The following is a 13,006-nucleotide window of genomic DNA, read 5'->3' as shown; positions in this document are numbered from 1 at the left end:
TGTACGAGGAGACGCGGCGCAGGGAGACGTGGTTGCAGGCCTCCTCGGAGATCACCACCAGCCTGCTGTCGGGAGCCGCCTCGCACGACGTGCTCAGCATGCTGGCGTCGAGCGCCAAGGCGATGACCGACGCCGACGACGTCCTGGTCATGCTGCCCGACGACGCCGGGCAGAACCTGACGATCGAGGTCGCCGAAGGCCGGCAGGCCGAAGATCTCCGCGTCTCCTCGGTTCCCGTGGACGGCAGCGTCACCGGCCATGTCTTCACCACCGGCGAGCCGTTGATCGAGATCAGCTGGCACCTGCCGGCGGAGTCGCCGCTCAGCCGGCTGGGCGCGGGCCCGGCGCTCGTCGTGCCGCTCGGCGCGCCGCAGTCCTTGCGGGGCGTCATCGCCATGGTCAAACGGCCAGGACGGCTGCCGTTCGCCCGCGGTGACCTGGCGATGATGATGGCCTTCTCCGGACAGGCGGCCATCGCGCTCGAACTGGCCGAGACCCGCAGGGACGCCGAACGGCTGCGCCTGCTGGAGGACCGTGACCGCATCGCCAAGGACCTGCACGACGTGGTCATCCAGCGGCTGTTCGCCACGGCCATGACCCTGATGGGCGGGTTGCGGATGGTCGAGCGGCCGGAGGCGGCGGCGCGCGTCCAGCAGGCGGTCGACGACCTGGACGAGACGATCCGGCAGATCCGCTCGACCATCTTCGCCCTCCAGGTCTCCAGGGGGCCGGAGGCGCCCAGCCTCCGCGCCCAGATCGTCGAGATGGTCGAGGACGCCCGCGGCCACCTCGGCTTCATGCCGGGCTTGCGGATGGAAGGCCAGGTGGATCACCAGATTCCCGAGCAGGTGGCCGAGCACCTGCTCGCCGTCCTGCGCGAGACCCTGTCCAACGTGGTACGGCACGCCAAGGCCACCAGGGCGGACGTCGGCGTGATCGTCGCCGACGACACGCTGACCCTTGTCGTCGAGGACAACGGGGTCGGCATCCAGGAGAAGGGCAGGCGTAGCGGGCTGCGCAACCTCGAGGAGCGGGCCGCCCGGTGCGGTGGCGTCATGGAGGTCGGCTCGCCGGCCACGGGCGGCACCCGCATCCACTGGAGCGTGCCGCTGTAGCCGCCCGCTCCCAGGGGTCGAAGGTCACCCGCTTCGGGGACCTCCGCCTCCTCCCGCCTGGCCACGCGGTTGCCAGGCTGAGGGGAGGAGAAGGAGGCTGCCATGACGAACGCGAAGACGATCGTCGCAGGGACGGACGGATCCCAGCCGGCGTCGAGAGCGGTCGAGTGGGCCGCGGCCGACGCGGGCCGCAGGAAGCGCGCACTGAGGATCGTCCACGTGTGCGAACGCTGGGGCGTACCGGAGCAGACAGTGTCGTGCCAGGAGTCGATGGCGGCCGACGCCGAGCGGGCGCGCCTGGCCGCTCCCGGCGTGCGGGTGACGACGGAGCTGCTGCCCGGACACGTCGTCGAGACGCTCCTGGGCGAGGCCGCCGCCGCCGAGTCGATCGTGCTGGGCAGCAGAGGGCTCGGCGGGTTCGGCGCGCTGCTGCTGGGCTCGGTCGGGCTCGCCGTCGCCGGGCACGCGGACGTGCCGGTCGTCATCGTGCGCGAGCCGGAACGGCCGGAGCACGGCGAGGTCGTGGTGGGCATCGACGGGTCGGAGCACTCCGAGGCGGCCCTGGACTACGCGCTCGAGCAGACGCTCGCGCGGGGCGTCCGGCTGCACACCGTGCACGCCTGGCAGATGCCGGTCACCGCGCCGTACGCGACCGGCTACGGCGACATCGCGGACCGGGTGGCCGAGGACACCGCCGACCTGGTGCGCAAGCGGGTGGCGCGGTGGCGGGACGAGCACGGCCACATCGAGGTCAAGGAGTCGTTCCTGTGCGAGCATCCGGTCGCCGCGCTGGTCGACGCCTCCCGGACGGCCGCCCTGGTCGTGGTCGGGTCCCGGGGAATGGGCGGGCTCGCCTCCGCCGTGCTCGGCTCGGTCAGCCACGGCCTGCTCCACCACGCCCACTGCCCCGTCGCGGTGGTCCGCCCGCGCAAGGAGCCCACCGGCTGACGGCGCCCGGGCCGATCGCGGTCGACCGGGAATTTGCCGTCCGGGAGCTGGACACCCGCTTGCCCGAGGGGGTAGCACGGGACAAGGGGTGGTGGACATGGCCACTGTCGACACATCGGTGAGCCCGCCCGCGCGAGTGGCGGATCCCGGCGAGGGCATCTCGCTGGACGAACTCCGGCTCGCGGCGCGCAACCACGGCATGCCGCTGGAGGCGCTGCGCTACGACGTCACCCCGGTGGGCCTGCACTACCTGCTGATCCACTACGACATCCCGTACCTCGACCCCGGTGAGTGGCGGCTGCGGATCGACGGCCACGTCCGGCACCCGCTGACCCTCGACCTCGCCGAGCTCCAGGCCAGGCCGCAGGTCACCCAGCGCGTCACCATGGAGTGCGCCGGCAACGGCCGGGCCCGGCTCGACCCCCGGCCGATCAGCCAGCCCTGGCTGGACGAGGCGGTCGGCACGGCCGAGTGGACCGGCACCCCGCTGGCGCCGCTGCTGCGCGAGGCGGGCATCCGGGACGGCGGCGCCGACGTGGCGTTCACCGGCGCCGACCACGGCGTCGAACGCGGCGTCGAGCAGGACTACACGCGCGGCCTGCCGCTGGCCGAGGCGCTGCGCGAGGACGTGCTGCTGGTGCACACGATGAACGGGCAGCCGCTGCCGCCGCAGCACGGCGCTCCGCTCCGCCTGCTGGTGCCCGGCTGGTACGGCATGGCCCAGGTGAAATGGCTCGTGCGCGTCTCGGTGCTCGACACGCCGTTCCAGGGCTTCCAGAACGCCACGGCGTACCGGATCAAGCAGGGACCGGACGACGTGGGCGAGCCGGTGACCAGGATCAGGCCGCGTGCGCTCATGCGGCCTCCCGGCTTTCCCGACTTCCAGACCCGCGAGCGCGTCGTCGACCGCGGCGTCCACGAGCTGATCGGCCGGGCCTGGTCGGGGCGGGGAGCGGTGACGCGGGTCGAGGTCAGCGCCGACGGCGGGGCGACCTGGTCGGCGGCCGAGCTGGATCCGCAACCCGGCCGGTACGCCTGGCGGGCCTGGCGGTGGACGTGGCACGCGCAGGAGCCGGGACGCCACGAGCTGTGCGTCAGGGCGCGCGACGCCGCCGGCGACGTCCAGCCGGTCGAGCAGCCGTGGAACCGCCAGGGCATGGCCAACAACCAGGTGCAGCGGGTCCCGGTCCTCGTGCGGTGACGGCCGCCCGCGGACCACCCCACCAGGGAGATCGCCGGACCGCGAGATCACCGGGCCACGAGATCACCGGGCCACGGCCACCGGGCAGCGCGCGCGGTGCAGGACGCCGTGGCTCACTGAGCCGAGCAGCGCGGCGGACTTCACGCCACCGCGGCCCCTGCTGCCCACCACGAGCAAGCCGGCCCGTTTGGCGGCGGTGACCAGGGCGATGATCGGCGGAGCGCACACCAGGTCCTCGATCACCTTCACGTCGGGCCGTTCCGCGCGCCACGGGGCGACCAGGTCACGCAGGGCGCGGGTCTGGGCCTGCAGCGCCGCGTCCCTGTCGAAGGAGATGAAGTGGACGGGGACCTGCCACGCGTGCACGACGCGCAGCGGCACGCGGCGCCGCGCGGCCTCGGTGAAGGCGTGCGCCAGCGCGGGCCTGCTGGCCTCCGAGGCGTCCACCCCCACCACGACCTCGTCGCCGGCCGGCGACGCCTCGCGCGCCACGACCACCACGCCCCGCGCATGGCTGACGACTCCCAGGCTCACCGAACCGAGGACGGCGCCCGCGAGGGCGTTCAGCCCGCGGGTGCCCACCACCAGCTCGGCCGCGTCCTTGGACAGGACGCTCAGCTCGGCCACGGGATGCCCGACGGCCAGCTGGGTCGTCACCGCCAGGCCGGGCCGGTTGTCGCGCACGTCCCTGGCGGTGTGCTCCAGCAGTGCCTGGCCGGCCTTCGTCAGTTCGTCCTGCAGGTTCATGGACGAGAAACGAGGCGTGCTGTAGCGGGCGTAGTCGACGACATGGACGACATGCAGCCGAGCCCCCTTGCGCTCGGCGTCCTCGGCCGCCCATGCGACCGCGACGGCCGCGTCCGGCGAGCCGTCCGTCCCGACAACGATCTGCTCGGTCATGTCACGCCCTCCTTTCCTTCTCCACGGTGCGACCGTTCGGGAGAGAAGGGCAGGGTCGAAGGGCCCTACCCGCGCGGACCAACGGCACCGGCCCCGCGTCCGGCCCCGGCACCCCGCGGGCGGGACGAAAGTCCTGCCCATCGGGGACCTTCGCCCCCAGCCGCGCCACCGTCCGCGCGGTGCCATGGAGCCATGACCGAAGACCGCGCTGTGCCGCCCGTGGCGGACCCGTCATGAGCGTCGTCGTGGCCCCGCCGGGCCTGACCGACCGGGCCAGACACGACTGGGCCGTCCTGCAGACCCCGACGCCCGAGCCGCGCCCGTTCGACCCCGCCGAGGCGCACGCGCTCCCCGACCCCGCCAGGCGCTGGCTCACCCGCGCCGTACGGCCGGGCACGCCCCTGCGGACCTCCGTCGTGCTCGGCAGCCACGGCGCGATCAAACTCGGCACCTCCTGGCGCGACTTCCACGCCCGGCAGGCGCTCGCCCCGCTGACCGGCTACGTCTGGGCGGCCGGCACCCACCTGGTGACCGGCTTCGACCGCTACCTCGACGGGTCGGCGCAGATGCGGTGGCGGCTGCTCGGCCTCTTCCCGGTGATGTCGGACGACGGCCCCGGCGTGGCCCGCAGCGCGCTCGGCAGGCTGGCGGCCGAGTTCGTCATGGTGCCCGCCGTCGCGCTCGACCCCGCGGTGCTGTGGAAGCCGGTCGACGAGCGGCGGGTCGTCGCACGCGTCCACGACCACGACGTGACCCTCACCGTCGCGCCCGACGGCCGTCTGGAGTCGGTCCACCTCTCCCGCTGGCACGAGGATCGCTACGAGAGGTTCACCGCCACGTGCGCGGCCGAGACGACGTCCGGCGGCTTCACGATCCCGGGCGAGCTGCGATCCTCATGGGAGGACGAGGACTTCATCTGGTTCGTCGTGGACCAGGCGATCTTCCGCTGAGCGCCGGCTCAGGCCCGGCCCACCACGTCGATCACCTGGCGGGCGATCTCCCACTCCTCGTCGGTGGGCACGACCACGACCGCCACGTCGGCCTCCGGCGGGGAGACGAAGGTCTCGCCGGCCTGGTTGCGCTCCGGTGAGACGGCGATCCCGAGGCGGTCCAGGCCGGACAGCGCGGCCGCGCGCGTGCCGTCGTCGTGCTCGCCGATCCCGCCGGTGAAGACGATCGCGTCGACCCGGCCGAGGACGGCGTAGTAGGCGCCGACGTACTTGCGGATGCGATAGGCGTACACCCGGCGGGCCAGCACGGCGGCCGGATCGCCCTCGTCGGCCGCCTGCCGTACGCGGCGCATGTCACCGGCTCCGGCCAGCGCCAGCAGGCCGCTGTCGCGGCTGAGGGCGTCCTCGACGTCGCGCACGTCCATGCCCGCGACCCGGGACAGGTAGCCGGGCAGCGCGGGGTCGACGTCGCCCGAGCGGGTGCCCATCACCAGGCCTTCCAGCGGCGTCAGCCCCATCGAGGTGTCGACGCTGCGCCCGCCCGCGACGGCCGTGGCGCTGGCGCCGTTGCCCAGGTGCAGCACGATCAGGTTGACCTCGTCGAGCGGCCGGCCGAGCAGCCGGGCCGCCTCGCGTGAGACGTAGGCGCAGGACGTGCCGTGGAACCCGAAGCGCCGCACGCCCCAGTCGCGGGGGACGGCGTAGGTGTGCGCCTCGGCCGGCAGCGTGTGGTGGAAGGCGGTGTCGAAGACGGCCACCTGCGGCACCCCGGGATAGGCGGCGGCGACGAGGCGGATGCCGGTGAGGTTGGCGGGATTGTGCAGCGGCGCGAGGGGGGTGAGCTCCTCGATCGCCGCCGCCACCCGCTCGTCGACCAGGACGGGCTCGCGGAACCTGGTGCCGCCGTGCACCACGCGGTGACCGACGGCCCTGGGCCTGACGTCCTCCAGGGACTCCAGCATGGCCGAGACCGCCGCCCCGTGGTCGTCGACGTTCTCGGTCAGCCCGCGCCTCAGCCGGGTCCCCTTCTCGACATCGATGACCTCGTACTTCAAGGACGAGGAGCCGGTGTTGAGCACCAGGACGCTGATCACTGGATCACCCTACTTCGGTCCTCCCTGTTCGAGGACCTTCGCCTCTGTCACGGCGGAGGCTTCGGCGGTGCGATGGGGAAGACGAAGGAGGAGCCATGATCATTGCTGGGTTCGACGGTTCGGCCGCGGCGAAGGCCGCCGTGGAGTGGGGCGCCGACGACGCGCTGCGCCTGGGCGTACCGCTGCGGATCGTGTACGCGGTGGACCGCTGGCCGTACCAGATCGCGGCGTTCCCGGCGCAGGAGTGGCCGGACACCCTGATCCAGGCGGGGGAGAAGCTGCTGGCCGAGGCCGAGGCGGTCGTACGGGCGCGCCGGCCCGAGGTGACGGTGGACACGCGGCTGGTCCAGGGCTCTCCCTCGGCCGTCCTGGTCGAGGCCGCGGGCGAGGCGGCCGAGGTCGTGGTCGGCAGCAGGGGCCTGGGCGGTTTCACGGGCATGCTGCTCGGCTCGGTCAGCATGCACGTGGCCGGTCACTCGCCCTGCCCCGTGGTCGTGGTACGCGATGCTCCGGAGCCGGCGCGGGGCGAGATCGTGGTGGGCGTGGACGACGCGCCGGGCGGCGAGCCGGCGCTCGCCTACGCGTTCGAGCAGGCGAAGCTGCGCGGCAGCAGGCTGCGCGCGCTGCACGCGTGGGAGCTGCCGGTGCACGTCTACTCTCCCGGGCTCGTCTACGACCTGGACGAGATCAGGGAGCGGCAGCTGAAGGTCGTCGCCGAGACGATCGCCGCCTGCCGGGCGAACCACCCGGAGGTCGAGGTCGTCGAGGACGTCAGGCAGGCGCACCCGGTGCAGGCGCTCACCGAGGCGTCGGCACAGGCCGATCTGGTGGTCGTCGGCAGCCACGGCAGGAACCCCGTGGAGCGGGCGCTGCTCGGCTCGGTCAGCAGGGGCGTGCTGCACCACGCCACCTGCCCGGTCGCCGTCGTCCGCACCGCCTGAGAGCCCCCGGCAGGGCGGCCTCCGTGAAGCTCAGCGCTTCACGGGGGTGCCGGCGTCGATCAGACGGCTTGCTTCATGATGTTGTGGGCGTCGTGGCCGGCGGTGGGTTCAGGCACCGGTGATCCTCCGTAGGACGGCGGTGTAGGTGGCGAACGCGGCCCTGCCCTCGTCGGTGAGGGACAGCGAGGTGCGGGGCCGCTTTCCCACGAAGCCCTTGGACACCTTCACGTAGCCCGCCTCCTCGAGGACGAGCACGTGCTTGGACAGCAGGGAGCCGCTGACCTCGATCGTCTCCTTGAGAAAGCGGAAGTCGGCCCGGTCTGCGGCGGCGAGCAACTCTCATTCACGTAGATGCCTCGCGGTTGAGGACCAAGGTCCCTATCCGCGCGGCGGCGGGCGGACGAGTGTGGCGGGTATGAAGGACATCGACGCCTACTGGCGTGCGGCGAACTACCTTTCCGTCGGGCAGATCTACCTGCTGGACAACCCGCTGCTGCGGGAGCCGTTGAGGCCGGAGCACGTCAAGCCCCGGCTGCTGGGTCACTGGGGGACCACACCGGGGCTGAACTTCTGTTTCGCCCATCTCAACCGGATCATCGCCGAGCGTGACCAGGAGATGATCTATGTCGTGGGCCCGGGGCACGGGGGGCCGGCGGCGGTGGCGCACGCCTGGCTGGAGGGCTCCTACAGCGAGCGGTATCCGGACGTCTCGCAGGACGAGGCGGGGATGCGCAGGCTGTTCCGCCAGTTCTCCTTCCCCGGCGGCGTCCCCAGCCACGTCGCGCCGGAGACGCCCGGCTCGATTCACGAGGGCGGCGAGCTCGGTTACTCCCTGGCGCACGCCTACGGCGCCGCCTTCGACAACCCGGACCTCGTCGTCGCCTGCGTGGTGGGGGACGGTGAGGCGGAGACCGGCCCGCTGGCGGCCAGCTGGCACTCGGGCAAGTTCCTCGACCCGGCGCGGGACGGTGTGGTGCTGCCGATCCTGCACCTGAACGGCTACAAGATCGCCAACCCGACGGTGCTGTCCCGGATCCCCGAGGCTGAGCTGCTGAAGCTCATGGAGGGGTACGGCTACCGCCCGCACGTCGTCGGCCCGTCCCACGAGGAGATGGCCGCGACGCTCGACGTGGTCTTCGACCAGATCCGCGACTTCAGGGACGGGCAGGCCGGCAGGCCACCGATGATCGTGCTGCGGACGCCGAAGGGCTGGACGGGACCCGCCGTCGTGGACGGCGTCCAGGTCGAAGGCACCTGGCGCGCCCACCAGGTGCCGCTCGCCCAGGTGCGCGAGAACCCCGAGCACCTGGCGCTGCTGGAGGAGTGGATGCGCTCCTACCGGCCCGAGGAGCTGTTCGACTCCGAAGGACGGCCGATGCCGGAGGTGCTGGCGACCGTCCCGCGCGGAGAGCGCAGGATGAGCGCCAGCCCGCACGCCAACGGCGGCGAGCTCCTCACCCCGCTGCGCCTGCCCGACTTCAGGGACTACGCGGTGGAGGTGGCCGAGCCCGCCACGCGGACCAGCGAGCCCACCCGCGTCCTCGGCGGTTTCCTGCGCGACGTCATCGCCCGCAACCCGCGCACCTTCCGGCTGATGGGCCCGGACGAGACCGCCTCCAACCGGCTGTCGGCCGTCTTCGAGACCACGAACCGGGCATGGAACGCCATCCTGCTGCCCGGCGACGACCATCTGGCCCCCGACGGGCGTGTCATGGAGGTGCTGAGCGAGCACCTGTGCCAGGGCTGGCTGGAGGGCTATCTGCTGACCGGCAGGCATGGCCTGTTCACCTGCTACGAGGCGTTCATCCACATCGTGGACGCGATGTTCAACCAGCACGCCAAGTGGCTGCAGACGGCCAGGCGGATCCCGTGGCGGCGGCCGGTGGCGTCGCTGAACTACCTGCTGTCGTCGCACGTGTGGCGGCAGGACCACAACGGTTTCTCCCACCAGGATCCGGGGTTCCTGGACGTGGTGGTCAACAAGAAGGCCGACGTGGTGCGGGTGTATCTGCCGCCGGACGCCAACACGCTGCTGTCGGTCGCCGACCACTGCCTGCGCTCGCGCGACTACGTCAACGTGGTCGTCGCCGGCAAGCAGCCGGTGCTGGACCTGTTCACCATGGAGGAGGCGATCGTCCACTGCACCCGCGGTCTCGGCATCCTGCCGTGGGCCTCCACCGACGCCGGGGCCGAACCGGACGTGGTGCTGGCCTGCGCGGGCGACGTGCCGACGATGGAGACGCTGGCCGCGGCGGCGATCCTCCGGGAACGGCTGCCGCGGCTGAAGGTGCGGGTGGTCAACGTCGTCGACCTGATGCGGCTGCAGCAGCCGTCGGAGCATCCGCACGGCATGTCGGACGCCGAGTTCGACGCGCTGTTCACCACCGACCGGCCGGTGATCTTCAACTTCCACGGCTACCCGTGGCTGATCCACCGGCTCACCTACCGGCGGCACGGGCACGCCCATATGCACGTGCGCGGCTACAAGGAGGAAGGCACCACGACCACGCCGTTCGACATGGCCATGCTCAACGACATCGACCGCTACCACCTGGTCATGGACGTCATCGACCGCGTCGAGGGCCTCGGCACCGCCCAGGCGCACCTGCGCCAGGAGATGGCCGAGGCGAGGCTGCGCGCCCGCGCCTACACCCGCGAGCACGGCGAGGACCCGCCCGAGATCCGGGACCTAAGGCCTGGCCTGGCGGGACGTTCGCCGCTGCCGCCGCGGACCGCGGACGAGCAGGCTGGTAGCCGACCCTAGGAGGAAACCATGGCCATTCAAGTCCAGGACGTCATGGGCCGTGTCGCCATCGCCGTGCTGGAGAGCGCGACGTTCGCCGACATCGTGGCGGCGATGAAGCGTTACGCCGTGGGAGCGGTCACCGTCATCGACGCCGACCGCCGCCCGGTGGGCGTCGTCTCGCAGGACGACCTGCTCCTGAAGGAGATCGACACGGTACGGCACCCCACCTCCATCTTCGAGAGCGCCACGACCCGGGCCGAGCACAAGAAGGCCGCGGGCAGGACCGCCACCGAGCTGATGACCACGCCCGCGATCACCGTCACCCCCGGCACCCTCGTCAAGGACGCCGCCAGGATGATGCACGACAGCCGCATCAGGCAGCTGCCCGTGATCGACGCGGTCACCGGGCGCATGGTCGGCACCCTCCACGAGGCCGACGTGCTGCGCGTCTTCATCCGCCCGGCCGAAGAGCTGGAGGCGGAGGTCAGGCAGCTGATCGGCGCCGGTTTCACGATCACCGTCCACAAGGGGGTCGTCACGGTCGGCGGCCACGTCGAACGCGCTTCGCAGGCCATCGCGCTCGTCGAGCAGATCAGGCGGCTGGAAGGCGTCGTGGACGTGGTCCCCGAGCTGACCTTCCCGCGCGACGACCTCTACCTCGTCCCGCCCCTGATGTGAGAGGTCCCCGGTGAGCACCAGGAACGCCGTCGGCACGGCGGACACCACCGAGTGGGAGGCGCCGGTCCCGTGCTCGGCCCGCATCTCGGCGACCTGGAGGACGACGCGACGCTGGACGCCTTCGACAGGAAGCTGACGTGGCTGCGCGACGTCCACGGCATCGAACCCGAACTGGCCGCGCACGATCTGCATCCCGGATACGTGTCCACCAGGCTGGCCCAGCGGTGGCCGCGCCGCGTCGCCGTCCAGCACCACCACGCGCACGTCGCCGCGGTCGCGGCCGAGCACGGGCTGCCCGGTCCCTTCCTCGGCCTCGCCTACGACGGAGTCGGGCTCGGCGACGACGGCACGTTCTGGGGCGGCGAGCTGCTGCTGGCCCACTACACCGGATACCGGCGGCTGGGCCGCTTCTCGCACGCGCCGATGCCCGGCGGCGTGGCGGCCGTCCGCCGGCCCGCCCGCATGGCGCTCGGCTATCTCATCGGCGGAGAGACCGCCAGCCCTGCGCCGGTGCCGGGCGACCTGGCCACTGACGCGGCGATCGTCAGGAACCTCATCGCGCGCAACGCCAGATGCCCGGTCTCCTCGAGCGTGGGTCACCTCTTCGCCGCCGCCGCGGCGCTGCTCGGCCTCTGCGACATCACCACCTTCGAGGGCGAGGCCGCCCTCAGGCTCGAACAGTGCGCCACCGGTACGGCCGAGCCGCTCGCCTGGCGGCTCGACTGCAGGGCCGGGCTGTGGGTGTACGACGGCGTCGCGACCCTGCGGACCCTGCTGGCCCGCCTGGAGCCGGCGGGCTTCGACCCGTTCTTCGGCGAGCGGATCCCGGTCAACGACGGCGGGATCAGCTTCGGCCAGGCCGCGATCGCCGCCGCCCGGTCAGCGTCCTGGTCCTGACTGACGCCGCCCAGCAGGCGTTCGTTGTCTCTGGGGTCCGCCGGCCAGACGCCGCCGGTCAGGCGCCGCTGGTCAGGCGCCGCTGGTCAGGCGCCGCTGGTCAGGCGCCGCTGGTCAGGCGCCGTCCCATGTCGGCAGGTCGGCCGCCCCGACGTCGTCGCGCCCCCACGTCACCTGGTCGTGGACGGCGACCACGCCTTCGACGTTCTCGGCGTCGCGAACCGCGAGGAGCGCCTCGCTGAGCGTGCCGGTCGTGCCGGTCATCGTGACCACGCCCTGCTCGACGACGACGTCGACCCGCGCCGCGGTGCGCGCCCCCAGCGCCCTGACGACCTCGGCCCTGATGTCCTCGTCCCGGCGGACGAACACCTTGAGCAGGTCGCGCCGGCTGACGACGCCGACGAGCCGGCCGTCGGCGTCCACGACGGGCAGCCGCTTGACCCCGCGGGCGTCCATCAGCCGGGCGGCGCTCACCACGGAGGATCCGGGTGTCGTGACGACCGCGGGAGAGGTCATCAGCTCGCGGGCGGTCTCGCCGGTCGCCTTGCGTGGGGTGCCCGTGCGGTGGCGCAGCCGTGCGCGCAGCGGCGGCCGGTAGACGTCGCCGTAGTAGCGCTCCTTGAACTCCTGCTTGCACAGCAGATCGGCCTCCGACACGACGCCGAGCACATGGCCGGTGTCGTCGACGACCGGGACGCCGCTGACGCCCCGCGCGATGAGCAGCTCGGCGATCACATGGAAGGGGGCGTCGGCTTCGACGGCGGCGACGCCGGTGGTCATCACGTCCTGGACGGTGGCCCTCATGGCGCGCTCCTGCGGGTGACCCGGACGATGCCGGGGACGGTTCTGGCGATCACGTCGGCGACGTCGTCGGCGGGTCCGGCCAGTTCGGCGATGCCGTCCTGGACGTTCACCCCGTCGCCGGGGTACCGAGGGTACTGCTCCCGCAGCGCCGCGAGCACGTCGTCGCGCAGCATCGAGTCGGGGCGGGCGAGCAGCGCCATCAGGTCGCGCCTGCTGACGATGCCGACCAGCGCGTCGCCGCGGATCACCGGCAGGCTCTTGACCCGCTGGCCGACCATGAGCTCGATGGCGGTGGTGACGTCCGTGTTCTCCGTGACGGTGATCACCTTGCCGGTCATCACCTCGCCGACGGTCGACGGCGGGGGCTCGGCCGACCCGTGGACGGGCAGGGCGTGCGCTCGCGGGTCGGGGTCGAACTCGCCGCGAAGCAGATCCAGCTCGCTGACGATGCCGATCACCCGGCCCGCCTCGTCGACGACGGGAGCGGCGGTGATGTCGTGCCCGTGGAGGAGACGGATGGCCCGCCGCACCAGGTCGGTGCGGCGGACGGTGACCACGGGACCGGTCATGACCTCGCGGACGAACATGGCTACCGGCCACCCCAGGCAGGGCTGTCGTCCTCGGCCGAGCCCAGGTCGTCGACCGCGTCGACCATGTCGTTCACTCTGGTGCGCATGATGGCTCCTCCCCATCTCCATCCCAGGCCCGGAAGGGCGGGTGCTGTAGGGTCCG

The 13,006-nt window shown here is 72.5% G+C and carries 13 protein-coding genes; 8 read left to right on the top strand and 5 right to left on the bottom strand.

Features of this window, described 5'->3' with window-relative positions; translation table 11 throughout:
- The 3 genes from ACWENQ_RS24155 to ACWENQ_RS24145 form a co-directional block, all read left to right on the top strand.
- The coding region (locus ACWENQ_RS24155; protein ID WP_452416265.1) for a sensor histidine kinase at positions 1 to 1,115 on the top strand (1,115 nt) is incomplete at its 5' end.
- Positions 1,116 to 1,217: 102 nt separating this feature from the next.
- Positions 1,218 to 2,063, top strand: a complete 846-nt coding sequence (locus tag ACWENQ_RS24150; RefSeq protein WP_452416263.1) for a universal stress protein — start codon at positions 1,218 to 1,220, stop codon at positions 2,061 to 2,063.
- Positions 2,064 to 2,160: 97 nt separating this feature from the next.
- Positions 2,161 to 3,264: a sulfite oxidase gene (locus ACWENQ_RS24145; RefSeq protein ID WP_452416261.1), complete on the top strand. Its 1,104-nt coding sequence runs from the start codon at positions 2,161 to 2,163 to the stop codon at positions 3,262 to 3,264.
- 63 nt (positions 3,265 to 3,327) lie between these two features.
- Here ACWENQ_RS24145 and ACWENQ_RS24140 read toward each other — a convergent pair whose 3' ends face one another.
- Positions 3,328 to 4,164, bottom strand: a complete 837-nt coding sequence (locus ACWENQ_RS24140; RefSeq protein WP_449923880.1) for a universal stress protein — start codon at positions 4,162 to 4,164, stop codon at positions 3,328 to 3,330.
- Positions 4,165 to 4,397: 233 nt separating this feature from the next.
- On the opposite strand from ACWENQ_RS24140, the gene ACWENQ_RS24135 reads away from it, so the two are divergent.
- Positions 4,398 to 5,114, top strand: a complete 717-nt coding sequence (locus tag ACWENQ_RS24135; RefSeq protein ID WP_452416259.1) for a DUF6544 family protein — start codon at positions 4,398 to 4,400, stop codon at positions 5,112 to 5,114.
- A gap of 8 nt (positions 5,115 to 5,122) precedes the next feature.
- Here ACWENQ_RS24135 and ACWENQ_RS24130 read toward each other — a convergent pair whose 3' ends face one another.
- Positions 5,123 to 6,208: an acetate/propionate family kinase gene (locus ACWENQ_RS24130; protein WP_452416258.1), complete on the bottom strand. Its 1,086-nt coding sequence runs from the start codon at positions 6,206 to 6,208 to the stop codon at positions 5,123 to 5,125.
- A gap of 95 nt (positions 6,209 to 6,303) precedes the next feature.
- Between ACWENQ_RS24130 and ACWENQ_RS24125 the strand changes: the two genes are divergently transcribed.
- A complete protein-coding gene (locus ACWENQ_RS24125) occupies positions 6,304 to 7,149 on the top strand; it encodes a universal stress protein (RefSeq protein ID WP_452416257.1) in 846 nt (281 codons plus the stop codon).
- A 108-nt stretch (positions 7,150 to 7,257) separates the two neighbouring features.
- Here ACWENQ_RS24125 and ACWENQ_RS24120 read toward each other — a convergent pair whose 3' ends face one another.
- Positions 7,258 to 7,485, bottom strand: coding sequence for a winged helix-turn-helix domain-containing protein (locus ACWENQ_RS24120; protein ID WP_452416255.1), 228 nt, complete (start codon positions 7,483 to 7,485; stop codon positions 7,258 to 7,260).
- Between the two features lie 79 nt (positions 7,486 to 7,564).
- Here ACWENQ_RS24120 and ACWENQ_RS24115 point away from each other — a divergent pair, with 79 nt between their 5' ends.
- From ACWENQ_RS24115 to ACWENQ_RS24105, 3 genes are all read left to right on the top strand, one after another.
- Positions 7,565 to 9,913 (top strand): phosphoketolase family protein, encoded by a 2,349-nt coding sequence (locus ACWENQ_RS24115; RefSeq protein WP_452416253.1) that lies wholly within the window; start codon positions 7,565 to 7,567, stop codon positions 9,911 to 9,913.
- A 9-nt stretch (positions 9,914 to 9,922) separates the two neighbouring features.
- Complete coding sequence (locus ACWENQ_RS24110; RefSeq protein WP_449923862.1) at positions 9,923 to 10,573, top strand: CBS domain-containing protein; 651 nt, start codon at positions 9,923 to 9,925, stop codon at positions 10,571 to 10,573.
- Between the two features lie 69 nt (positions 10,574 to 10,642).
- Positions 10,643 to 11,470: a Kae1-like domain-containing protein gene (locus ACWENQ_RS24105; protein ID WP_452416251.1), complete on the top strand. Its 828-nt coding sequence runs from the start codon at positions 10,643 to 10,645 to the stop codon at positions 11,468 to 11,470.
- A gap of 114 nt (positions 11,471 to 11,584) precedes the next feature.
- Here ACWENQ_RS24105 and ACWENQ_RS24100 read toward each other — a convergent pair whose 3' ends face one another.
- Both ACWENQ_RS24100 and ACWENQ_RS24095 read right to left on the bottom strand, forming a co-directional pair.
- The gene (locus tag ACWENQ_RS24100) at positions 11,585 to 12,274 is read right to left on the bottom strand and encodes a CBS domain-containing protein (protein ID WP_452416250.1); all 690 of its coding nucleotides are present in this window, start codon (positions 12,272 to 12,274) and stop codon (positions 11,585 to 11,587) included.
- Positions 12,271 to 12,861, bottom strand: a complete 591-nt coding sequence (locus tag ACWENQ_RS24095) for a CBS domain-containing protein (protein ID WP_452416249.1) — start codon at positions 12,859 to 12,861, stop codon at positions 12,271 to 12,273. The genes ACWENQ_RS24100 and ACWENQ_RS24095 overlap by 4 nt, the downstream gene beginning before the upstream one ends.
- Between the last annotated feature and the right edge of the window lie 145 nt (positions 12,862 to 13,006).

Source organism: Nonomuraea sp. NPDC004354 (assembly GCF_053602555.1).
This window is presented reverse-complemented; position numbering and strand designations above follow the sequence as displayed.